The organism is Ferrithrix thermotolerans DSM 19514 (assembly GCF_900128965.1).
GTDB lineage: Bacteria > Actinomycetota > Acidimicrobiia > Acidimicrobiales > Acidimicrobiaceae > Ferrithrix > Ferrithrix thermotolerans.
Genome location: NZ_FQUL01000001.1, coordinates 93,244 through 114,632, shown reverse-complemented (window position 1 = coordinate 114,632; position 21,389 = coordinate 93,244). Strand labels below are relative to the sequence as shown.

At 50.9% G+C, this 21,389-nt stretch carries 22 protein-coding genes; 19 read left to right on the top strand and 3 right to left on the bottom strand.

The features are described from left to right. The 4 genes from BUA24_RS00575 to hisG are packed head-to-tail and all read left to right on the top strand — an operon-like array spanning position 1 to position 3,250. The gene (locus tag BUA24_RS00575) at positions 1 to 570 is read left to right on the top strand and encodes a riboflavin synthase (RefSeq protein WP_072787688.1); all 570 of its coding nucleotides are present in this window, start codon (positions 1 to 3) and stop codon (positions 568 to 570) included. Between the two features lie 30 nt (positions 571 to 600). Then, complete coding sequence (locus BUA24_RS00570; protein ID WP_178138649.1) at positions 601 to 1,863, top strand: bifunctional 3,4-dihydroxy-2-butanone-4-phosphate synthase/GTP cyclohydrolase II; 1,263 nt, start codon at positions 601 to 603, stop codon at positions 1,861 to 1,863. A gap of 52 nt (positions 1,864 to 1,915) precedes the next feature. Continuing rightward, complete coding sequence (ribH, locus tag BUA24_RS00565) at positions 1,916 to 2,362, top strand: 6,7-dimethyl-8-ribityllumazine synthase (protein WP_419187288.1); 447 nt, start codon at positions 1,916 to 1,918, stop codon at positions 2,360 to 2,362. A gap of 12 nt (positions 2,363 to 2,374) precedes the next feature. After that, positions 2,375 to 3,250 carry an ATP phosphoribosyltransferase gene (gene hisG / locus BUA24_RS00560; RefSeq protein WP_072787781.1) on the top strand — a complete coding sequence of 292 codons (876 nt, stop codon included), beginning with the start codon at positions 2,375 to 2,377 and terminating at the stop codon, positions 3,248 to 3,250. A gap of 86 nt (positions 3,251 to 3,336) precedes the next feature. Here the strand turns inward: hisG and BUA24_RS00555 are convergent, their stop codons facing one another. The 3 genes from BUA24_RS00555 to BUA24_RS00545 form a co-directional block, all read right to left on the bottom strand. Continuing rightward, positions 3,337 to 4,632, bottom strand: a complete 1,296-nt coding sequence (locus tag BUA24_RS00555; protein WP_143146300.1) for an MFS transporter — start codon at positions 4,630 to 4,632, stop codon at positions 3,337 to 3,339. Positions 4,633 to 5,146: 514 nt separating this feature from the next. After that, positions 5,147 to 5,614: a low molecular weight protein-tyrosine-phosphatase gene (locus tag BUA24_RS00550; RefSeq protein ID WP_178138648.1), complete on the bottom strand. Its 468-nt coding sequence runs from the start codon at positions 5,612 to 5,614 to the stop codon at positions 5,147 to 5,149. 17 nt (positions 5,615 to 5,631) lie between these two features. Next, positions 5,632 to 6,060 (bottom strand): hypothetical protein, encoded by a 429-nt coding sequence (locus BUA24_RS00545; RefSeq protein WP_143146299.1) that lies wholly within the window; start codon positions 6,058 to 6,060, stop codon positions 5,632 to 5,634. A 162-nt stretch (positions 6,061 to 6,222) separates the two neighbouring features. Between BUA24_RS00545 and infC the strand changes: the two genes are divergently transcribed. From infC to BUA24_RS00470, 15 genes are all read left to right on the top strand, one after another. Then, the gene (gene infC / locus BUA24_RS00540; protein WP_336433310.1) at positions 6,223 to 6,849 is read left to right on the top strand and encodes a translation initiation factor IF-3; all 627 of its coding nucleotides are present in this window, start codon (positions 6,223 to 6,225) and stop codon (positions 6,847 to 6,849) included. A 34-nt stretch (positions 6,850 to 6,883) separates the two neighbouring features. Continuing rightward, complete coding sequence (gene rpmI / locus BUA24_RS00535) at positions 6,884 to 7,078, top strand: 50S ribosomal protein L35 (protein WP_072787679.1); 195 nt, start codon at positions 6,884 to 6,886, stop codon at positions 7,076 to 7,078. 63 nt (positions 7,079 to 7,141) lie between these two features. Then, the gene (gene rplT / locus BUA24_RS00530; RefSeq protein WP_072787677.1) at positions 7,142 to 7,519 is read left to right on the top strand and encodes a 50S ribosomal protein L20; all 378 of its coding nucleotides are present in this window, start codon (positions 7,142 to 7,144) and stop codon (positions 7,517 to 7,519) included. Further along, the gene (locus BUA24_RS00525) at positions 7,516 to 8,340 is read left to right on the top strand and encodes a TrmH family RNA methyltransferase (RefSeq protein WP_072787676.1); all 825 of its coding nucleotides are present in this window, start codon (positions 7,516 to 7,518) and stop codon (positions 8,338 to 8,340) included. The genes rplT and BUA24_RS00525 overlap by 4 nt, the downstream gene beginning before the upstream one ends. Positions 8,341 to 8,364: 24 nt before the next feature. Next, positions 8,365 to 9,450: a phenylalanine--tRNA ligase subunit alpha gene (gene pheS / locus BUA24_RS00520; RefSeq protein ID WP_178138647.1), complete on the top strand. Its 1,086-nt coding sequence runs from the start codon at positions 8,365 to 8,367 to the stop codon at positions 9,448 to 9,450. Beyond that, on the top strand, positions 9,447 to 11,921 hold the full coding sequence (gene pheT, locus BUA24_RS00515) for a phenylalanine--tRNA ligase subunit beta (RefSeq protein ID WP_072787673.1): 2,475 nt from the start codon (positions 9,447 to 9,449) through the stop codon (positions 11,919 to 11,921). The genes pheS and pheT overlap by 4 nt, the downstream gene beginning before the upstream one ends. A 52-nt stretch (positions 11,922 to 11,973) precedes the next feature. Continuing rightward, the gene (gene argC / locus BUA24_RS00510) at positions 11,974 to 13,029 is read left to right on the top strand and encodes an N-acetyl-gamma-glutamyl-phosphate reductase (RefSeq protein ID WP_072787671.1); all 1,056 of its coding nucleotides are present in this window, start codon (positions 11,974 to 11,976) and stop codon (positions 13,027 to 13,029) included. Beyond that, positions 13,026 to 14,189, top strand: coding sequence for a bifunctional glutamate N-acetyltransferase/amino-acid acetyltransferase ArgJ (gene argJ / locus BUA24_RS00505; protein ID WP_072787779.1), 1,164 nt, complete (start codon positions 13,026 to 13,028; stop codon positions 14,187 to 14,189). The genes argC and argJ overlap by 4 nt, the downstream gene beginning before the upstream one ends. Beyond that, positions 14,186 to 15,061 carry an acetylglutamate kinase gene (argB, locus tag BUA24_RS00500; RefSeq protein WP_072787669.1) on the top strand — a complete coding sequence of 292 codons (876 nt, stop codon included), beginning with the start codon at positions 14,186 to 14,188 and terminating at the stop codon, positions 15,059 to 15,061. The genes argJ and argB overlap by 4 nt, the downstream gene beginning before the upstream one ends. Then, complete coding sequence (locus tag BUA24_RS00495) at positions 15,054 to 16,256, top strand: aspartate aminotransferase family protein (RefSeq protein ID WP_084660026.1); 1,203 nt, start codon at positions 15,054 to 15,056, stop codon at positions 16,254 to 16,256. The genes argB and BUA24_RS00495 overlap by 8 nt, the downstream gene beginning before the upstream one ends. 26 nt (positions 16,257 to 16,282) lie before the next feature. Beyond that, complete coding sequence (argR, locus tag BUA24_RS00490) at positions 16,283 to 16,756, top strand: arginine repressor (protein WP_072787667.1); 474 nt, start codon at positions 16,283 to 16,285, stop codon at positions 16,754 to 16,756. 65 nt (positions 16,757 to 16,821) lie between these two features. Further along, positions 16,822 to 18,015: an argininosuccinate synthase gene (locus BUA24_RS00485; protein ID WP_072787661.1), complete on the top strand. Its 1,194-nt coding sequence runs from the start codon at positions 16,822 to 16,824 to the stop codon at positions 18,013 to 18,015. Positions 18,016 to 18,043: 28 nt separating this feature from the next. Beyond that, positions 18,044 to 19,429 carry an argininosuccinate lyase gene (argH, locus tag BUA24_RS00480; protein ID WP_072787659.1) on the top strand — a complete coding sequence of 462 codons (1,386 nt, stop codon included), beginning with the start codon at positions 18,044 to 18,046 and terminating at the stop codon, positions 19,427 to 19,429. Position 19,430: 1 nt separating this feature from the next. After that, the gene (locus tag BUA24_RS00475; RefSeq protein WP_218587370.1) at positions 19,431 to 20,051 is read left to right on the top strand and encodes a DNA-3-methyladenine glycosylase; all 621 of its coding nucleotides are present in this window, start codon (positions 19,431 to 19,433) and stop codon (positions 20,049 to 20,051) included. 105 nt (positions 20,052 to 20,156) lie between these two features. Further along, positions 20,157 to 20,993 (top strand): sulfite exporter TauE/SafE family protein, encoded by an 837-nt coding sequence (locus tag BUA24_RS00470; protein ID WP_084660025.1) that lies wholly within the window; start codon positions 20,157 to 20,159, stop codon positions 20,991 to 20,993. Positions 20,994 to 21,389 lie beyond the last annotated feature (396 nt).

Here is a 21,389-nt window from a genome sequence, read left to right as displayed (position 1 = left end):
GTGTTTACAGGAATAGTTGAGCACCTCGGTGAGGTGGTATCTGTTGAAGAAGGCCGCCTAGGATTTCGTTGGCCAAAGGTGGCCTCCGAAGTTCTGATTGGAGACTCGATAGCGGTAAATGGGGTCTGCCTGACCGTAGTGTTTCTTGAGGGTGACTCGCTCTACATGGACGTGGTAGAGGAGACCTACAGGAGGTCGAATCTCGGTGATCTTCGGGTCGGGGATGTGGTAAATCTGGAGAGACCAAGGGCGATCGGTGAGCGATTAGACGGTCATATAGTACAAGGTCACGTTGACACCGTTGGGAGGGTACTGGCAAAGTCTCCTGATTTGTGGGTTGGATTTGAACCAGAGATGGGAAGGTACCTTGTGGAAAAGGGTTCAGTTGCCATCGACGGTATATCTCTTACGGTGGTTCAAGCTTTAGACGATCGCTTCCAGGTCGCTGTAATACCGCACACCATGGGAGTTACTACACTTGGTGTTAGAGAGATTGGCGACAGGGTCAACCTCGAGTTTGATGTGATTGCTAAGTATGTCGAGAAGTTGATCAACTTCAAAGCCTCTTAGCTGTCAGCTTTAGCAAGGAGTTCAAGAACAGTGGCGTTATCAACTATCGAAGAGGCGATAGAGGCGATAAGGTCCGGCAAGATGGTGGTAGTCGTCGACGATGAGGATCGCGAGAACGAAGGCGACCTTATCATGGCGGCAGAGTTTGTTACTCCTGAGGCGATATCGTTCTTCTTGAACTACACATCTGGGCTTATCTGTGTTCCTCTGCGCGGAGAGAGGCTCGATGAACTCAACATTCCGCTTATGGTGCAGGACAATACGGAGTCTCAAAGGACCGCTTTCACTGTCTCGGTGGACTATAAAAGAGGTACGACAACAGGCATATCAGCAGAGGACAGAAGTGCTACAATCAAGGCGTTGGTAGATCCTGACGCCAAAGCCGCCCACTTTGCCCGTCCTGGGCACATTTTCCCGCTCAGATACAGAGAGGGAGGGGTGCTAAAAAGGGGCGGTCACACCGAAGCGGCTGTCGATCTGGCGATGCTTGCGGGGCTGTATCCAGCTGGGGTGCTATGTGAGATAGTGACTGAGGACAAAAAGGATATGGCACGCCTGGACGAACTAACCCGGTTTGCAAAGAGTCATGATATGCCTATTATCTCCATCGCTGATCTGATTCGTTATCGAAAGCGAACTGACAAGTTGGTCAGAAGGGTTGAAGGCGCGGTAGCGAGGATACCCACTATCTACGGTGACTTTACCTGCATCGGTTACGAGTCTGTTTTAGATGGGGAACAGCACGTAGCGATGGTAAAGGGGGAGCTGGATCCTGATCGACCCGTCCTTGTAAGGGTTCACTCAGAGTGCCTAACCGGAGATGTGTTTGGATCCCTCCGCTGTGACTGCGGCCCTCAACTTGAAGCGGCCCTAGAGCAGATCGCAAAGGAGGGTTCGGGCGTGGTTGTGTACCTTAGAGGCCATGAAGGCAGGGGGATAGGTATCGGGCACAAGCTGCGCGCCTACTCCTTGCAAGAAAACGGGACCGATACGGTCGATGCAAACCTAGAGCTTGGACTTCCGATCGACTCAAGAGAGTACGGAATTGGAGCGCAGATACTTGTGGACGTAGGTGTCCGCTCTATGAGACTGATGACCAATAATCCATCGAAGTATGGAGGACTAGAAGGCTTCGGACTAAATATCGTTGAGCGGGTTCCTTTACGTCCAAAGGTAAACCCTGAGAACCTAAACTATCTCCTTACCAAGCGCAATAGGATGGGTCACCTCTTGGAGGGGCTTGAAGAGTATGAAGCTAAGTACCAAGAGCGCGGAGAGGGTTCAAGTGTCTGAGAGAGACAGTGTTGGTATCACAAAGCTGGAGGGGACCCTCTCGGCATCGGGAATGCGCTTTGCTCTTGTGTGTGCTAGGTTCAATGAGTTCATTACGGCGAGACTCCTCGAAGGAGCTCGAGACGGTCTTTTGAGACTGGGAGCCTCTGAATCTGAGATAGTTGAGGTTATGGTACCTGGAGCGCTGGAGATCCCGCAGGCCGCCAGAGCTTTGGCTGAGACCAACCTCTTTGACGCTATCGTAGGAGTTGGCGCAGTGATTCGCGGTGAGACTGCGCACTTTGACGTAGTTGTAAATCAAAGTGCGTCTGGGCTTAGCTCAGTTGCAGCACAGTACAACGTCGTTGTGACAAACGCCATTTTGACTACCGATACCATTGAGCAGGCAATAAACCGAAGTGGGGCCAAGGCTGGGAATAAAGGCTTCGAAGCGGCCATGGTGGCGGTAGAGATGGCGGATCTTGTACGAAAGGTTCGCCTGTTGGGAAAGAACGATTAGTAGGGAGTGATCGTGCTAAAACTTGTCTTGCCCAAAGGTTCTTTGGAGAAGGCAACACTAGAGCTGTTCAGCGCCGCTGACCTAGGTGTTGAAAGAAGTAGCGACGTCGATTATCGGGCCACTGTCGATGATCCGCGTATTTCCGAGGTGAGGATTCTTAGGCCACAAGAGATCCCTACCTACGTTGAAGCCGGACTTTTCGATTTTGGTATCACTGGTAGGGACTGGATCGAAGAGACCGGAGCTGACGTGGTGTCACTTGGTGAGCTTCAGTACTCCAAGGCGACAACTAGACCCATAAAGCTTGTACTTGCGGTTCCGGCAGAGTCTCATGTAAAGACCCCTTCTGATCTACGAGATGGCGTGAGAGTATCGACCGAGTACCCTTCTATTACCAAGCGGTACTTCAAGGATCTTGGCGTAGAGGTGGAGGTTGTGTTCTCATACGGCGCCACGGAGGCGAAGGTGCCCGATATAGCAGATGCCGTGGTTGAGATCACAGAGACAGGTAAGGCTTTGAGAGCGGCCGGTCTAAGTATCATAGACACAATTTTGGTCTCCCATACCGAGGTGATCGCCAACAAAGATGTAGTCTCAGATCCGCTCAAGCTCCATGCTATTGAGCAGCTTATGACGCTCTTACAGGGTACTTTAGCCGCTCGCTCAAAGGTTCTTGTCAAGCTGAATGTGGCGGAGGAGGATCTAGATGTCGTGATCGGTCTCCTGCCTTCCATGAAAGCACCTACTATCTCTAAGCTCTACGGCGACTTGGGGTACGCAGTAGAGGCTGTGGTCCCACGCCACACTATAAACACCCTCATACCTGCGCTAAAAGATCACGGAGCCAGCGATATCTTGGAGATCCCGCTTTCCAAGATTGTGCCATAAGACTTAGACCTTCTCGCGTTATCTCAGGAGGTGTCTAGCGAAGTGGATCCTATCATAGCTGTAAGTGGTGTTCAGCGTGCGATCGATCACGTAGCTCTACTCCTAGGTTTTACCCACTCAGGGTGTACTTGCCACATAAAGGGCAGCCTCCTCTTTGACGGTTCGGTTTCATGGTAGAGAAAAAACAGCGTGACTGCGGATAAAAAGGCGAGAACCGCCCCGATGTAGATGGAAGCTTTATCTCCAAGTAAGGCAGAGATCGCTCCGAGGGCTAAAGGTGCAACTGCATAACCACCGTCGCGCCAGAGCCTAAATACACCCAATGCGCCGCCACGCCAGGTCGGATGGGCAACATCTCCCACGGCAGAGATTAGGTTAGGGTAGACAAGTGCCATTCCTAAACCCATGATGGACGAGCTTACGATAAGGCTTTGATAGCTTCTAAAGGCGGCTATAGAGCCGATACTGAGAGAGATGAGAAATGTTCCAAAGACGATGGGTGTCTTGCGACCTATTTTATCGGCGAGGTGGCCAGTAAAGGCTTGACCGAGACCCCAGATCCATGCATAGAGGCTAACTGCTAGAGCTATGTGAAAGATAGTCACATGACTTCTGATCAGGTAAATTGGTATGAAGGCTATCATCAGGGTGTCGATGAACTTGTTTATAAATCCCGCATTGCATATCGCAGCCATCTCCCGGTCCCTAAAGGACATATAAGATGCAAGCTTTGACAACTTTGGAGGATAGACCTCGTCCACGCCGTTGAGTTGGGAGGCCTCCATGGTGGCCCAGGTCTTTGTCTCACGGGCGAAGAAGGTTGAGAGAACCATAGAGGCTAAAAAGATTCCAAGGATGACCACATAAGGAGCTGGACGTAGTCCAAAGCGGGTCACGACTACTCCAGCTAGAAATGAACCCGCACCGACACCCAAATACCCGGCGGATTCATCGATTCCTACCGCAAATCCGCGACCCTTGGGGCCGACCAGATCGATCTTTGCCGTAACTGACATTGACCAAGTCAGACCTTGGTTTACTCCTAGGAATAGGTTAGCTAGAACCACCCAGAGCCAGGACTTTGCAAAGATTACAAGCAGTGCAAAGGGCACCGCAAAGAGCCATCCCAAGATCAACAGCGAGCGTCGTCCGTGATGGTCGGAGAGACGTCCAGATACTAGGTTCATAACAGCCTTTACGGCACCGAAGGCGCTTAGAAAGGAGACAGCGTAGACGATAGAGGTTATGTGAAACCCATCTTTCGCCAGTGGTGGAACCGCCACCCTCTCAATCCCCATCACTGAACCTATAAGGAAAGTTATGACGCTATAGATGAGGAACTGAGACAGATTCTTTCTAACACCTAACCCCTTGTTTATCATAGATACCAAGCCATCACTACCCTCAACACAGTCGATCTGTATCAGCCAAGTCTACCCACAGGAATTCCCCAGTCTTTATAAGAGCGCGGCCAGTTGTTAGAAGATATGTTCACTCCATAGAGGCTAGATTTTGAGGTCGCATCGTAGGTCGTGTTGAAAGTGCTGCCTGGCGTACCCATTGTTGGTAGACGAGAGTTTGTCTTTGCTTTGATCTATGGAGCGAAAAGATTAGAGTGTGCATGAGTCCACTTTGAATATCGATATTACGACTTCTACGACCCAGCATTGCCTATGTGGGTGGCTTGGCGTGAGCTGTCTGACCACCGCAACCATCTCTAAAACTTTTGGGTGTGCGGACTCTTTTGTCTAGATTCGAGTGCCATCGACTCACGATGGTAGTAACTTTGTACCATCACCCGTAACCGTATTGCGTGACTCGCCCTAGATAGCGTTACCCTTTTGTCTCTGGGGCAAATAAACGACACGTCAGGGTAAGTGCCTATGGGTACGGGCCTCACTCTTGGGCCAAGATGCGATCTATCAAATCAGGGGTGTATCGCCGCAGCAGCTGGAAGACTGCTTCGAAGTTGTCGGTCCCCCCAAAGTAAGGATCCGGAACTTCCCGGAGAGGGCCTTTGGATCCTGCTAGCTCAAGATAAAGATGTATCTTGGATACCATGTCTGGGTTCTTCGCTCGTGATCGTAGAGCTTCTAAGTTCTCCTTGTCCATGACCAATATCCAGTCGAACACGCTGAAATCGTCGTCAGAGAATCTTTGGGCTCTGTGATAGCTTGCATCTAGGCGGTGTCGCTTCAGTGTCTCAATAGCTCTTGGGTCGGCGCCGTCGCCCTGGTGCCATGAGCCGGTTCCTCTCGAAGCTACCTCCCATGTTAGGCCCCGCTTGTTTATCTCATCTTTGAGTATGGCTTCTGCCATAGGGGAACGACATATGTTGCCAGCACAGACCACCGCTATCTTCAAATCGGCTACCTTCTTCATCAAGACGATGGGTCTTTTTCTGAAGGCTCAGAACGACCGCCAGCTGCTTCGCTGTCTCTGTCTTTTAGGACCGACACTTGCACGAAGGCAAGACGGAGCTGGTGCAGCCCTTCTGTGATGGTATGTTCGTTCGGCCCGAGCCTGCCTTTGAGCGCGGTGACGACGCCGTTGAGTGCGTCGATGGCTACGGTTGCTTCTTCAAGCTTTGGAGGTGACTGCGATAAATAGATAGCAGCAAGCTCAAACAACCCGTAACAGTGGTTCGCAATCAACTCTCTGACGTCAGCTTGTGCTAGCTGTTCCCTTATGTCTTCTAGGCGTTGTTGTGCTTCCAACTCCTCCTCTTTTGAAGGATCGATAGGGTCTTCTTTGATATTTTTGCTATTTTTAGGCTCGTGTTCGCCGCTTGGTGTCCAAAGTGTACTCACGAACTGCTAGATTAGGCGGTTGATCGATAAAGTTAAGCGGAGTTAATCTCCCACCTTGCCACTATTGACAAAAAGTTGGTGCGCATGGTACATAACTGGTGTGACGTAGCTTCGCTTTGCCTTTTTCGAGTAGCTGAAACAGAGTGAAGGGAGTGATGCTAGATAGCCACACCAATATCAAGCGAGCCGCGGATAAACGAAAGAATTAGAGTTCGTGAAGTCCGTTTAGTTGATCCAGAGGGCAAACAGCTAGGTGTGAGACCGATTCAGGAAGCTCTAGAACTAGCCAGACGTATGGATATGGACCTCGTTGAGGTGGCTCCGATGGCCAATCCGCCCGTTGCCAAGATAATGGATTACGGAAAGTTCAAGTTTGACGCAGCCCAAAAAGCCAAGGAGTCTAGACGTAGGTCATCCGCAGCCCAGATCAAGGAGATGAAGTACCGTCCAAAGATAGGAACTGGAGACTTTGATACCAAGACACGTCAGGTTGCAAAGTTCCTTTCAGAGGGACACAAGGTAAAGGTCACCATCATGTTCAGAGGACGAGAGCTTTATCACCCGGAGATCGGTAAGGATATTTTGGACCGAATCGCCGAAGCGGTCACTGAAGTGGGCAAGGTTGAGGTAGCTCCAAAACTTGACGGCAGGAACATGCTCATGGTTTTAGCTCCGGATCGGAAGGTCGGCGGATCTTCGAAGAGCGACTCGCCTCAGGCGAAGGTTACCAACGCAGTTGTGATGGAGACCGGTGAGGCAGCTAGCAGTATAGGTGGCACCGCCTCGTAGCGGTTGTCTTTGAAAGTTTAAGGAGTGTAGAGAGTTGCCAAAGATTAGAACCGATAAAGGTGCAAAGGCACGTTTTAAAGTGACTGGAACCGGCCGCATACGAAGGCGCAAACCCAATAAGTCGCATCTCTTAGAGAAAAAGGCGTCTACGAGAACAAGAAGGTTGTCTCGCATGGACGACGTCTCAAACGGCATGGCAAAGACGGTCAAAAAGCAGCTCGGTATCTAGGTTCTTCAGATCTGTCTTTGATCTGTGTTCGGTTGTTTAGAGAAGGAAATAAGGTGAAGTGATATGGCAAGAGTAAAACGAGCAGTGGGTGCACGAAAGCATCGTAAAAAGGTCTTAGAGCGTGCTAAGGGATATTACGGAAACAAAAGCAGAAGTTTTAGGGCAGCCAACGAGCAGGTGATGCACTCTCTCACCTATGCGCACAGGGATAGAAGAGCTCGCAAAGGTGACTTTAGGAAGCTATGGATTCAAAGAATTAATGCCGGAGTGCGGGAGCATGGACTTAGCTACTCCAGGTTTATGCACGGTTTAAAGTTGGCCGAGATTGAGGTGGACCGTAAGGTACTCGCCGACATGGCACTTTTAGATCCCGATGCATTCAAAGCGGTTGTCACGGCTGCGAAGGAAGCTCTCGAAAAAGAAGAAGCTGCCAAGGCGTGAAGATAAAGGAACCGTTGCGGATCACCTCTAAGGAGAATGCAAAGGTTCAAAGGTTAAAAAAGCTTGGGACCTCGGCCAAGGTGCGCTGGAAGGAAAGAAGTTACCTTTTGGAGGGTCCCAAGTTCGTGTTAGATGCTCTAAGGCGCAGCGACTTAGTTAGAGGAGTCTACCTCTCCGACGGAGCCTCGGAAACCTTTCTAAACTCCGTCTCTACCCAAGACTTTGGCGAAGCTTTGGACATCTACATATTGAGCGAGTCGCTCGCTGCACAGGTCTGCGATACCAGGACATCTCAAGGTGTCTTTGCCGAGATGGGATTTAAGGTATTGGAGATGACTCTTAGCGATGGCTCGGCGAGTAACTGGTTAGTTCTAAATGCAGTTCAGGACCCAGGGAACGTGGGAACTCTTATTCGCTCAGCTGTGTCGGTGGGCGGTTTCAAGGTTTTGTTAGACACCAAGTCTTGCGATCCCTACTCTCCAAAGGCGGTGCGTGCCTCCGCGGGTCTTGTAGGAGCGATCGACGTGGTAAGGGTGGGAGATCTATTTGATGCTCTCTCTCTTATCACTAAGTGGGAAGGGAACCTGTACTTCCTAGAACGAGATGCACAAGTCTCAATCTTTGAAGTCCCCCTAATGCAACCTCTGGGCATCGTTGTTGGTTCTGAAGGTGGTGGAATAGAGGGAGATCTGCACCGGATCGCGCATCGGTCGGTCTCGATCCCAATGGCAGATGTAGTAGAATCTATCAACGTTTCCGTAGCAGGTTCTTTGGCTCTGTTCGAGTTCCTTCGAAGAAATACCAAGGTGGAGTTGCCGTGATATTGACTGGGAGGTGGGTGCGGCTTGAATGATGCACGGAGTTTGAAGGCGCTTTTGGATCGTTGTGATGCAGCCGAGGCCGAGTTCCTCTCTCTCGTTGAAGAAGCGGGGTCATCTTCGTTGGTCCAAGAAGTCGAGCGTAAGTTCCTTGGGAAAGGCGGAGTCGTCTCTATGTTGTCCCGTGAGATCACAGAACTCGACGCAGAGGGAAAGCGCGAGTTCGGACGCCGTATAGGATCTCTGAGAAAGCTGATCGAAGGCCTCGCTGGAGAGAGGCAAAGAGCTCTTCGCCAGCTTGAAACTGAAAGATCCGAGATAGAGGAGAAGATAGATCTCTCTGAGTTCCTGTTTCGACTAAACACTCCTAGGCTTGGATCTCTTCACCTTGTCACTCAGGCTAGAGAAGAGCTTGAAGATATCTTCTTGGGCATGGGCTACGTCGTCGCAGAGGGTCCGGAGGTCGAAACTGAATGGCACAACTTTGAGGCTCTGAACATTCCAAAGTTTCATCCCGCAAGGGACGGTCAGGATAGCTTCTTTATAGATGCTCCTGAGGGTAAAGACGGAGCTTTGTTGTTGCGTACACACACCTCTCCGATGCAGATTAGGTTGATGCAGACTCAAGAGCTTCCAATTTATGCGGTCATTCCCGGTAAGGTCTTTCGAAGGGACACTCCAGATGCACGTCATACTCCTAACTTTCATCAGATAGAGGGTTTAGTGGTGGACAAAGGTATTACCATGGCACACCTCAGTGCGACTATATCTACCTTCACGAAGGCGTACTTTGGCTCTAACTTTGAATCAAGGCTAAGACCAGCGTATTTCCCATTTACTGAGCCGTCGGCAGAGTTTGAGATTACTTGCGCTATCTGTTTGGGGTCGGGTTGCAGGACGTGCTCGTCGACGGGGTGGATAGAGTTGGGTGGTTGTGGCATGGTTCACCCTAACGTATTCCATTCAGTTGGAGTAGATCCTGAGATCTACAGTGGTTTTGCATTTGGCTTCGGCATCGATCGCCTGGTTCAGATGAAACACGCTATTGAAGACATGCGGGTGTTTTTGGAAAATGATGTTAGGTTCCTCTCTCAGTTCAAAGGGGTGCAATGAGAGTTCCCTTATCCTGGCTCATCGAGTTTTTGGATCTCAAGTCGAGGCGCAACGATATCTTCGATGGTGTTGAGTTCTCTGAGTCGTTCGTAAGAGATGTCACCGACGCCCTCAATGACCTCGGCATGGTTGTGGAGGGGGTAGAAACGGTGACTACCGGACTCAAAAATGTAGTCGTCGCGCAGGTTCAACAGATTGAGGAGATAGAGGGTGCAGATCACATCCGCAAGATTATGGTATCTTGCGATGAGCCGGAGCCCGTAAGTGTGGTTTGCGGAGCCTACAACTTCTCAGTTGGAGACAAGGTGCCTTTTGCGAAGGTAGGAGCGGTTCTTCCCGGCGGTTTTGAGATCGCCAGACGCAAGATGAAGGGCGTGGTCTCAAACGGTATGCTCTGTTCCGCCAAAGAGGTGGGTCTAGCCGAAGATAGCGACGGGCTTATGATTCTGCCAGAGGCTTTGGAGACGGGAGCGTCCTTAGAAGAGGCTCTTGGCATCTTCGATGACGTTGTATTTGACCTTGCTATTGAGGCTAACCGTCCGGACGCAAACTGTATCGCGGGAGTCGCAAGAGATCTAGCTCCAAGGCTCGGAGGCAAGTTTGTAGACCCAGCTCGGGTTCTGGGTGGCCTTGGGAAGGAAGAGGATACGTTCTCTACTATCAAAGACTGCGCAATCGTAGACCGAGAAGCAGCCTCAAGGCTTACTGTTGCGATCATTGAACAGCCTGTGTCACTCAAAGATGCAGCCGTTGTTCGAAGGCGTCTATATCTCTGTGGTATGCGCTCTGTCTCGGACATTGTGGACGCATCCAACTATGTAATGATAGAGTACGGTTTCCCTTCTCACCCTTACGACTACGATAAGCTAGATGGGGGAGCCATACGTATTCGCCAAGCTCGTGACGGTGAGGTAGTCCAAACCCTAGATGGGACTGTGCGAACCCTAAAAGGTGGACAAGAGGGAACCTTCGGTGATGTGGTGATTACCGATGCCTCTGACTCCGTCGTGGGCGTGGCAGGGGTGATGGGTGGCAAAGAGACAGAGATAGGTCCTGGTACGTCAAAGGTTCTCATAGAACTAGCAGCGTTCAATAGAGCTGCAATAGCCCGAACCTCTAAGCGTCTCAATCTCCGCTCAGAGGCTTCGATGAGGTTCGAACGGGGTGTTGATCCAGCTGCAACCAAGAAGGTACTTGCTCGTATCTGTGATCTTCTGTCGGTGGAACCGACCGCTGTGACAGATGTAGGCGATACAGACCCAGCTATGAGATCTATAGATTTGAGGGTGAACAAAGTGCGTTCGCTGCTTGGGGTCTCTGATCTGGACAAAGCTGACATCAGCAGACTTCTTGAACCTATCGGGTTTGAGGTGGATACAACGGGCGATCCACTAAAGGTCAAGGTTCCTACGTTTCGCCCTGACTGCGACAGTGAGATCGATGTAATCGAAGAAGTGGCTCGTCACTACGGTTACAGCAACATCAAAAAGACAGAGCTCCGTTCACCTTACGTAGGACGCCTCACTGAGCAGCAGCGGCTAGTCCGACAACTGAGATTATTTTTTAGAGACAGAGGTCTAAACGAAACACTGACCTCCTCGCTGCTAAGCCGCAAGGATCATGAGGCGGTTGGTATCTTGGCTGACCCGCTTTTCGTCGCAAATCCGCTCAGCAAAGACGAACTAGCGCTTCGGATGTCGCTACTTCCCGGACATCTGAAGGCGATGGTCCATAACCTTTCTCGTCGGAACTACGATATCTCCTTCTTTGAGTTAGGGCGGGTTGTCTCAAAGGAAGGGTCGCAGAGATACGAAGGCCTCCCTAATGAAAGGGTGAGGGTTGGAGTTTTGCTTAGTGATCCAACAGACGCCGCCGCTCGGACTGCGGAGATGATATCTTTGCTACTGCAGTTTTTCTCTATCGATCAAGTAGCCTTCGAAGGCCTGGTGGGTGATCCTTCGCCTTCGCGCTATGGCTACTTTCCAAGGTTGCACCGAGGAAGGACAGGAGCGGTCAGGGACGAAAACGGCGAGATCGTTCTAGTTGCAGGGGAGTTGTCGCCTAACGTGGTCTCCGAGATGATAAGGCCGTTTTCGAAGGATAGATTCGGATGGATCGAGTTTGACCTCGAGGCCGTTATGGCTATGTCAGTTCAAGATGACAAGGCGGAACCATACTCTAGTTTCACCTCCACCGACCTCGACCTTGCCTTTGAGCTTCCTGAAGGGGTTGGAGCCTCTCAACTTGTAAGAGTGGTTCAAGACGCAGCAGGAGAGATCGCCAAGTCGGTGCGAATCTTTGATGTATTTCGCTCTGAGAAGTTAAGTCATGGCGACAAGAGTATTGCGGTGCGTCTCAGATTGGAGAATCTCGAACACGCCGTCAGTGAAGTTGAGGTTCAGTCCGTTATCGACAGCACCTCCAAAGCAGTTGCAAAGTCGCTCGGAGGAGTTCTTAGGGAACAGAGGTAGATCTTTTTCAAAGATCGGTGTATGGCTATACATTAAGTTGTATTGTATATCTATGCAATGTGCCGTATTTGGGGCCTCTGGCTACGCAGGGGCAGAGCTTCTCAGGGTTTTAGCGCGCCACCCCAACATCTCAGTCGCCTTCGTAGGAGGCAAAGGATCCGTTGGCCGAGCTGTCGGTGATCTCTATGAGGCTGCTCCGCCTGACGTTGCTTCACTTCCTTATCTTGACATCGACGACCTTATTCAAAAAATAGAGACAGAGCGAGTCCCCCTTGTCTTTTTGGCACTTCCCCACGGTGAGTCTCAGAATCTCGTGCCGAAGCTCATGGAGGTTACGGACCACATTGTCGATCTTGCTGCGGACTTTAGGATCAAAGATCCTGAGCTGTACAAACTTTGGTACGGGGAAGAACATAGCTGTCCTACACTTCTAAAGTCTGCGGTTTATGGTATGCCCGAGCTGAGCAGAGATGGAATTGCAGGCGCCAAGTTGGTAGCAGTTCCAGGCTGTTATCCTACAGCTGCAACCTTAGCGATGAAGCCTCTCGTAAATAGGGGTTTTGTTGGGAAAAGGGTTGTCGTGGATGCGGCATCAGGAGTATCAGGGGCAGGACGATCTTTGAAGCCTGAGTACCTGGCGATGTCTGTGGAGGAGGACTTTCGAGCCTATGGGCTCCTAAGACACCGCCACACAGTGGAGATGGAGCACAATCTCGATCTCTCTGTACTGTTCACTCCGCATCTTGCACCGATGAAAAGGGGCATACTTGCTACTTGCTACTTGGAGCCGACCCAGAGTTTCTTGGATGAGACCTCGGATCTAAGCCAACAAGAGGTGCAAGATCTGCTATACGAGCTTTATCAGGATCACTATAGTTCTGACCACTTTGTTCGATGCTCGACCAGGCCGCCCGGCACATCTAGTGTCTATGGAACGAATAACGTGGCGCTTTACGCTACCTTTGACCGTAGGACTAGGAGGTTTGTAGCGCTAGGGGCACTGGATAACTTGACAAAAGGGGCAGCGGGACAGGCTGTTCAGTGTGCCAACATCGTGCTTGGTTACGACGAAGACGAAGGTCTGAAAGAGATGGGAGTGTGGCCGTGAGCGTAGTATTTGCAAGGGGATTCAAGGCTAATGGGTTAGCCTGCGGAATCAAAGAGAACGGGGATTTAGATCTAAGCGTCGTCATATCCGCAGACGGTAAGCCTGTGCCATGTGTAGCAACCTTTACCACAAATAGATCAGCCGCCGCCCCTGTTCAGGTGTCAAAGGATCATCTCGCAAAGTCGAATAACTTGATGGTGGGCTGGATACTCTCTTCGGGAAACGCAAACGCTGCCACAGGTAAGAAAGGGGTTCAAGCAGCCACTTCTATGTGTGACGCGTTAGGTAGTGAGCTGGGAGTAGACGGCCATTACGTAGGTGTATGCTCAACCGGACTGATAGGAATCGACCTACCCGTAGAAAAACCCTTGGCCAAGATTGCAGAGCTTGTACAAGGGGCTGGGGAGGAACCTCGACATGGAGATATCGCCGCCGAGGCAATTCGGACAACCGACACGTTTTCTAAGTTTGCGACCTATGAAGGAAGCGGCTATCGAATCGGCGCGATGGCAAAGGGAGCTGCGATGATAGCTCCGAACATGGCAACCATGTTGGCGGTGATTACAACCGATGCGACTCTGAGCCAGGAAGAACTCTACGACGCTTTGAAAGAGGCGGTAGATGAGAGCTTCAACTTGGTAACAATAGATGGATGCACATCTACCAACGACACTGTAGTCCTTATGTCCTCAGGGCTATGTCAAGCAGACGAACACTTTAGGAATGGTCTAAAAGCGGTATGCAAGTCCCTGGCTGACCAGATTGCCCTGGACGCTGAAGGTGCGACAAAGCTGGTAAGGGTTAGCGTAAAAGGGGCGGTCTCGTACAGTGAGGCGCTGATGGGGGCACGCAAGGTGGCTGAGTCGCAACTAGTAAAGTGCTCGTTTTACGGAGAGGATCCCTACTGGGGACGTGTTGCCTCTGAGCTTGGATCCGCAGGGATCGAATTTGACCTTGAGCGGCTTTCGGTCTCCTATCAGGGAGTGGTGGTAGCAGCTGGGGGGGTCGCGGTTGACTTTGACTCAAAGGAACTGGCGCTTTTGATGAGGGAGCGTGAGATCGAGGTTGTAGCGGATCTCTCTTTAGGCAGCTACGAAGCTACGATCACCACGACAGATCTTGGACCTGGTTACATCGAAGAGAACAAAGGTACCTCATGACTGCTGCACAAGCCGATATCGAAGAGCTTTCGATTAAGGCTCACACCCTTACGGAGGCGCTGCCTTACATAAAGAGATTCTGGGGTAAGACTGTAGTCATCAAGTATGGCGGAAACGCAGTATCTGATGAGCCAAAGAGTTTGGACACCTTCGTTGAAGACGTGGTGTTGTTGAACTTTGTGGGGATAAGGGTCGTAGTTGTTCACGGAGGGGGTCCTCAAATCGACGCTCTTCTTTCACGCCTGGGACATGCATCGTCTTTCGTGCGTGGTCTGAGAGTCACCGACGCAGAGACTTTGGAGTCGGTCAAGATGGTACTTCTAGGGCAGATGAATCCACTGTTGGTCTCAAGGATAAATCTTCATGGTGCTCTAGGTGTGGGAGTCTCTGGAGCCGATGGTTCTATGGTGCTTTGTAGGGCGATCTCTGAGGAGCATGGATATGTGGGTAAGGTTGTAAGGGTTGACCCCTCTCTTCTTGAAAATCTTCTTCAGATGGGACGCATACCCGTTGTAGCCTCTATCGGAGTCGATGAAGAGGCACAGCTTTATAACGTCAACGCTGATCTTGTTGCATCTGAACTTGCCGGTGCACTAAAGGCTGAGAAACTGGTGTTTTTGACCAACGTAGAAGGGATTAGGGGAGACGCTTCCGACCCTTCAACGCTGATTCGACAGATGAAAGCCGACGAGCTCAAAGAGATGTTACAAGATAACTCGATATCTGGAGGGATGATTCCCAAGGCAAACTCCGCTCTCTTAGCGATAGAGAGAGGGGTAGCCTCTGTCCATCTATTAGATGGCCGGCTCCCACACGCTTTGTTACTCGAAGTCTTTACCGACCATGGAATAGGAACGATGTTGTATGCATAACATAGATACAGACCTTGAGCATAAGGCTAGGACGGAAAGTATGCGTTCAGCGCTTATGCCAACCTACACAGACTACGGTGTCATAATAGAGCGAGCGAGTGGATGCTACCTCTACGACGATACCGGACGCAAGTACTTAGACTTCCTATCCGGGGTCTCCGTTGTGTCCCTTGGACACGCCAATGAGGCGGTCAATCAGGCGGTGACCGAACAGATGCGTAGTTTTGGACATCTCTCAAACTTCTTCATAAACCCTACAACCTCAGCGCTGGCAAGTGAGATATGTAGCCGCGTCGCAAGAGACCGAAGCGGGAAGGTGTTTTTCTCTAACTCCGGTGCGGAGGCAAATGAAACCGCAATAAAGCTTGCCCGACGCTACGGAGACGGCAAGAGGTACAAGATCGTGACGTGTTTCAACTCTTTTCACGGGAGGACTATGGGTGCGTTGGCGGCTACAGGACAGCCGACAAAGCAACGTCCATTTCAACCGCTTCCTCCGGGTTTCGTCTATGTCGACTTTGGAGATATCTCATCGATGGAGACTGCGCTTTCAGATCCACAGGTAGTAGCGGTTATGATTGAGATCGTACAAGGTGAAGGTGGTGTCGTTGACGCACCGCAACTGTACTTCCAATCACTGGAGAGACTCTGTAAGGCCAAGGATATCTTGCTGATCGTAGATGAGGTTCAAACTGGAATGGGACGTACAGGGGCGCTCTTTGCGTTCTCACACTTTGGGTTAGACCCAGATATCGTGACGTTGTCGAAGGCTCTTGGTAATGGGTTTCCTATCGGGGCAACCTGGGCGAAGGCGGAGGTAGCTAACCACTTTATCCCTGGAGACCACGGTAGTACCTTTGGTGGAAGTCCTACCTCAGCTGCCGCAGCGCTAGCGGTCTTTGCAGAGATTGACCGCCTTGATCTTCTCAGTCAGGTAAGGGAGATCTCAAGTTATCTACGAGAGAAGCTTGTGGGGATAGAGATTGTTTCAAAGGTAAGTGGAATGGGATTGCTTTTGGGTATGCACTTGAAGCAGCCCGTTGCGAAAGCCTTGGTTGCTAAAGCCTTGGAAGGGGGTCTTGTGCTAAACGCACTCTCTGACAGGATCATTAGAGTGGCGCCTCCACTTGTGATCTCAAAGCAAGAGGTAGATGAGGCCTGCGACGTTATCACCAAGGTCTCACAAGGTCTTTAGTTGGTTTGTTATCGGAGAAGGGGCAGATGGCGAAGAGTCAGAGACAGTACAAGATAGTAAAGATTCTTCAGAGTAACTCCGTCTACTCCCAGGGGCAACTTGTCGAGCTGCTTGCGACGGAAGGAGTGGTTGCAACGCAGGCTACTGTGTCTAGGGATCTCGATGAACTAGGTGCAATCAAGGTGAAGTCTGGGGGAGGGCAGAGCATATATGCAATTCCGGAGCTTCCAAAGGATCAAACCTCGACTCAAGAGCACCTGCGTCGAGTCTTGGGTGACTGGGTTGTCGATGTGGTTTCGTCTTCGGTATTTGTGATGGTTAGAACACCTCCTGGGTGTGCACACGTAGTCGCTTCTGCACTCGATAGGTCGCAGATGGATGGACTGCTCGGTACGGTGGCAGGAGACGATACGGTTCTGATACTGGCGGATGAGAAGCTTGGGGGAGCTGGCTTGGCTGAGAGGATTAGCTCACTCGCAGGGATAGAAGGTAGCAACTAAGGGTTTGATCAACATCTTTATATGTGTAAAGATAGGTCGGCCAGACATTTTGGAAGGTGATGACGATGTCAAGGCGAAAGGTAGTCTTAGCATACAGTGGAGGACTTGACACTTCAGTTGCGGTGAAGTGGCTAACTATAGAGCGGGGCTACGATGTCGTTGCCCTGTCGGTGGACGTTGGGCAGGGTGAGGATCTACAAGCAGCGCGAGATCGAGCGCTAGCTTCTGGTGCGGTAGCCGCCGAAGTGGTAGATGCGCGCGAAGAGTTTGCAAACGACTTCGTAGTCCCTGCGATTAAGATGAACGCCCTATATGAGGGTAAGTATCCCCTTGTCTCTGCGCTCTCAAGGCCCCTTATCTCAAAACATCTAGTGGAGGCTGCATATAGATATAAGGCAGACGCTGTTGCTCATGGATGTACAGGGAAAGGCAATGACCAGGTGCGCTTTGAGGTATCGATTCGGGCACTAAATCCCTCTTTAGAGGTCGAGGCACCGGTGAGGGAGTGGGGTTTTACTCGAGACGACACTATCGAGTACGCCAACAAACACGGCGTCACCGTCTCTGCCACCAAGAAGAGTCCTTACTCGATCGATCAAAACGTCTTTGGTCGTGCCATTGAGTGTGGGGAGATGGAGGATCCTTGGGCTTCTCCGCCTTCAGACGTCTATGAGATGACAGCCGTGTCGGAGATGGAGCCGCAAGAGATCGTAGTCTCATTTGACCGAGGAGTTCCTGTGCGTCTCGACGGCATCTCGATGTCGGTTTTCGAGATAGTGGGCAGGCTGAATAAGGTCGTTGGAGCTTACGGCTTTGGCAGAATAGACATGGTGGAGAATCGTAGAGTCGGAATCAAAAGCCGTGAGGTCTATGAGTCTCCAGCTGGTTTGGCTCTGATCATGGCTCACTCCGAGCTTGAAGACATTACCCTTGAGCGCGAACTTGCCCACGAAAAGGCGCGTCTGTCTTCTAAGTGGGCGGAGGCTGTTTACGACGGACTGTGGTACTCGCCACTGAAGGAAGCCCTCGATACATTCTGTGAGTACTCTCAGAGATTTGTCACTGGAGACGTTCGTTTAGGACTTGAGCCAAACCGGGCTTATGTGCTTGGAAGGCGGGCCGAGCGCGCCCTGTACGACTTTGAGCTGGCGACCTACGACTCTCGTGACGCATTTGCACACAAAGACTCCGAAGGCTTTGTTAGGATCTTTGGTCTTGGGATCGAGACATGGGCCAAGCGCCAGCTCGGACGCTCTTAGTCTTATCGCAGCATAATTTGGAGGTTCTATGACTTTATGGGAGGGAAGGTTCTCAAGTGGACCTTCGAGCGAGTTGATGTCTTTTACAGAGAGCCTCTCATTTGACAAGGTTCTATGGAGGGAGGACATTCGGGGGTCTAAGGCTCATGTTCGTGGACTTATACACAGTGGAATCATCTCAAGTGATGATGGCGAAGCTCTCTTGGATGGCTTGGATAAGATTACAGCTGAGTTTGAAGACGATCGATTTGTCTTCTTGGAGTCAGATGAAGACATACACTCAGCGATTGAGCGTCGGCTAACCGAACTTCTTGGAGACGTTGGAGCGAAGCTTCATACCGGTAGGTCGCGAAACGATCAGATCGCGACCGATATGCGCATGTTCTCTAAGCGTGTTATCGCTGAGGTGGGGACGCAGGTTGTATCCCTGTGTGAGGTTTTCTTGGAGATTGCACGTTCTGCTAAAGACTCTTATCTTCCTGGATACACCCACACCCAGAGGGCTCAGCCCATCCTTTTGTCTCACCATCTCTTAGCTCATGGTTGGGCGTTCCTAAGAGATCTGGATAGACTTGCGGCTACCTATAGAAGGCTTGATGTTTCGCCGCTTGGGGCTGGTGCGCTTGGTGGATCGACACTTCCTCTTGACCCAGACTTTGTAGCGTCTGAACTAGGCTTTTCCGCACGCTTTGCCAACTCTGTGGACGTGGTGTCTGATCGAGACTTTGTCGCAGAGATCCTATTCGACATAGCTCTTTTGGGGGTTCATCTCTCAAGGGTGGGGGAGGAGTTTATTCTATGGTCGACCGAGGAGTTTGGCTTTGTTCGACTAGATGACGCTTATTCGACAGGATCTTCTTTATTGCCGCACAAGAAAAACGCCGATATAGCAGAGCTTGCGCGTGGGAAGACCGGAAGGCTTGTCGGAAATCTAATGGCGCTACTTACGACCTTGAAAGGATTGCCTCTTTCTTACAACCGTGATCTCCAAGAAGATAAAGAGGGACTGTTCGACTCGGTTAAGCAGGTCTCTCTTGCCCTCAAGGCGGTGCGCGGTATGATAGCAACCTCCTCGTTTGACTTTGGGCGTATGAAGTCTTTCGCAGACTCTGAGTACCTGGTAGCTGTTGATCTAGCTGAGTTCTTAGTCAAAGGTGGAATGCCATTTAGAAAAGCACACTCCTTGGTAGGGAGTCTCGTCAGGGACTCAATAGAGCGCCGAGTGCCGCTTTATGAGCTTGTAAGTGCCCATCCGCTCCTAGGAGCGGAAGCCTCGTTGCTGTTGGAGCCTGCAAGTGCTATTCGAAGAAGAATCACCCCAGGTGGCTCGGGTCAGGAAGCGGTAGCAAGTCAACTCTCTGAGTTCTCTGGCCTCCTCGATCAGCAAAGAAAGGCTTTTGCTGAGTTAGGTTAGAGTGTCTGAAATCCAACCACTAAAGCGAGAGGTCCTTTTCCAGCACCCGAGTCTGGTGGCTCCAACGTTGCTAGGGTCTGTTCTAAAAGTTGGCGGACGACGCCTTTATCTCACTGAGGTAGAGGCCTATGGCGCCGCTGACGACCAGGCTTCTCACGCCTATAGGTCCAAGACTAGACGTAATTCAGCGATGTTTGAAGACCCTGGGTGCCTCTACGTTTACTTCACCTACGGTATGCACCACTGCGTAAATGTGGTTGCTCATGAGGATAGAACTCCAGGGGCTGTACTTGTTCGATCGGGGATCGGGATAGACGAAGAGGGAGATCGTAAGATAGTCCTAGGTCCAGGAAGGGTGGGCAGATATCTCGGACTAAGTGTCGAAGATAGTGGTATTGATCTGGTGTCGAACCTGCTCGTCTCAAGGCTCACCTCCAAAGTTGTTTCTCTGGGAACGGACCTAGAGGGGTTTCACTTGAGGCTTAGAGATCTAGGAATTGATTCTGTACCGCCAGTAATGGCTGCTCCAAGGGTTGGCATCACAAAAGCTGTAGAAAAGACATGGAGGTACCTCTTCTCAAATCGCAGACTCGTATCTCGACCAATGCCCACGAGCGACTAAGCAGGGAGATAGTTCCTATCATTTTCCTAAAAGTTGTACGGACAACTTGTTTTTGATCTAATATATGAGTACTGATTTATTGACTTTCTCATATAGGAGTTCTAAGTGCGAGCTTTACTAGCCTCACCGCTTGGTTTTTTGATAGGAATGGCCCTGGGCGCCGTTGGAGGTGGCGGGAGCATCCTCGCGGTGCCGGCCCTTGTCTATGTTGCTGGACAAAACCCCCACGCCGCAACCACGACCTCACTTGTGGTCGTCGGAGCAACAGCTCTTGGTGGAATGTTGTCTCACTACAGAGCTGGACGGGTGAAACTCGGCCCTGGTCTGGTCTTTGGACTCGTAGGAACCGGTGGATCGTTAGTTGGTGCGTTTATCTCCAAGCAGATTCCTTCGAACCTCTTGCTCTTTTTATTCTCCTTCCTGATTCTCTTTGCAGCGTACCGTATGTGGCCAAAGAAGCAAAAGGCAGTCAGGGACTCAGAAGGAGGCACCGGTACCGGTATCTCGGCAGATCTACCCTCAGATGGGGATGGATCGAGCGTAGTAGTGGCGCAAAAGACTGACTCTAGGACCAAAATGATCGTGTTGGTGCTTGTAACCGGTACGGTCGTGGGTTTTCTCACTGGACTCTTTGGTGTTGGCGGCGGCTTTGTGATCGTCCCCGCCTTGGTGTTAGCCCTCAAGTACGACATGCCTGAGGCGGTAGGTACATCGCTCTTGGTCATAGCAGTGAACTCTGCAATCGCCCTGCTTGGTCGAGTCGCCACCTCGCACGTTCAATGGTCGATCGCTATTCCATTTACGATAGCAGGACTTCTAGGGTCCTTGGTTGGAAGAAGGGTGTCTGATAAGGTACCTACCAAGACACTTGCAAAAGCCTTCGTTGTCCTCCTCCTCATTGTCGGGGCCTACGTTGCCATCAAGTCTGTGATGGTTCTCTAAGGGTCCGTCCTGAACGTCAACAAAGATAACAGGCCAGTAAATTTCTGATCTTCCTGGCCTGTTGGCCTTTTTACGGACTCTTGACGGTAGAGGTTCTCTTTACCGTTGGGCTAAGCCGGGAGATCTGCGAAATCTAACTTTGGAGCTGCTGGACGATATGGGAATAGGTTCAGCAAGCCTGGATAGGCAAATATAAGTACTTATCGGAAGGGGAGAGCCCCTAGGGTACTTTTCAAAGTCTGCCTAGCCCTTTACCTGCACTATGTTATCCACTAGGCGTATATCTTCCATAGCCTTGCAGTAGAGAGCTTTCATTTGATAGGTTCGGTGCTTCGATAACTAAAACCCATAGTATCTTTCGTGGCATCTTTAGATCTGTTGAGACCGCTTCGGGGT

What these genes read in the sequence shown, in the direction of transcription:
- ribH (WP_419187288.1), top strand. Translation starts at nt 1,916, where the DNA reads ATGCGCTTTGCTCTTGTGTGTGCTAGGTTCAATGAGTTCATTACGGCG.
- BUA24_RS00555 (WP_143146300.1), bottom strand. Translation starts at nt 4,632, where the DNA reads ATGATAAACAAGGGGTTAGGTGTTAGAAAGAATCTGTCTCAGTTCCTC.
- rplT (WP_072787677.1), top strand. Translation starts at nt 7,142, where the DNA reads ATGGCAAGAGTAAAACGAGCAGTGGGTGCACGAAAGCATCGTAAAAAG.
- pheT (WP_072787673.1), top strand. Translation starts at nt 9,447, where the DNA reads ATGAGAGTTCCCTTATCCTGGCTCATCGAGTTTTTGGATCTCAAGTCG.
- argC (WP_072787671.1), top strand. Translation starts at nt 11,974, where the DNA reads ATGCAATGTGCCGTATTTGGGGCCTCTGGCTACGCAGGGGCAGAGCTT.
- argB (WP_072787669.1), top strand. Translation starts at nt 14,186, where the DNA reads ATGACTGCTGCACAAGCCGATATCGAAGAGCTTTCGATTAAGGCTCAC.
- BUA24_RS00495 (WP_084660026.1), top strand. Translation starts at nt 15,054, where the DNA reads ATGCATAACATAGATACAGACCTTGAGCATAAGGCTAGGACGGAAAGT.
- argR (WP_072787667.1), top strand. Translation starts at nt 16,283, where the DNA reads ATGGCGAAGAGTCAGAGACAGTACAAGATAGTAAAGATTCTTCAGAGT.
- BUA24_RS00485 (WP_072787661.1), top strand. Translation starts at nt 16,822, where the DNA reads ATGTCAAGGCGAAAGGTAGTCTTAGCATACAGTGGAGGACTTGACACT.
- argH (WP_072787659.1), top strand. Translation starts at nt 18,044, where the DNA reads ATGACTTTATGGGAGGGAAGGTTCTCAAGTGGACCTTCGAGCGAGTTG.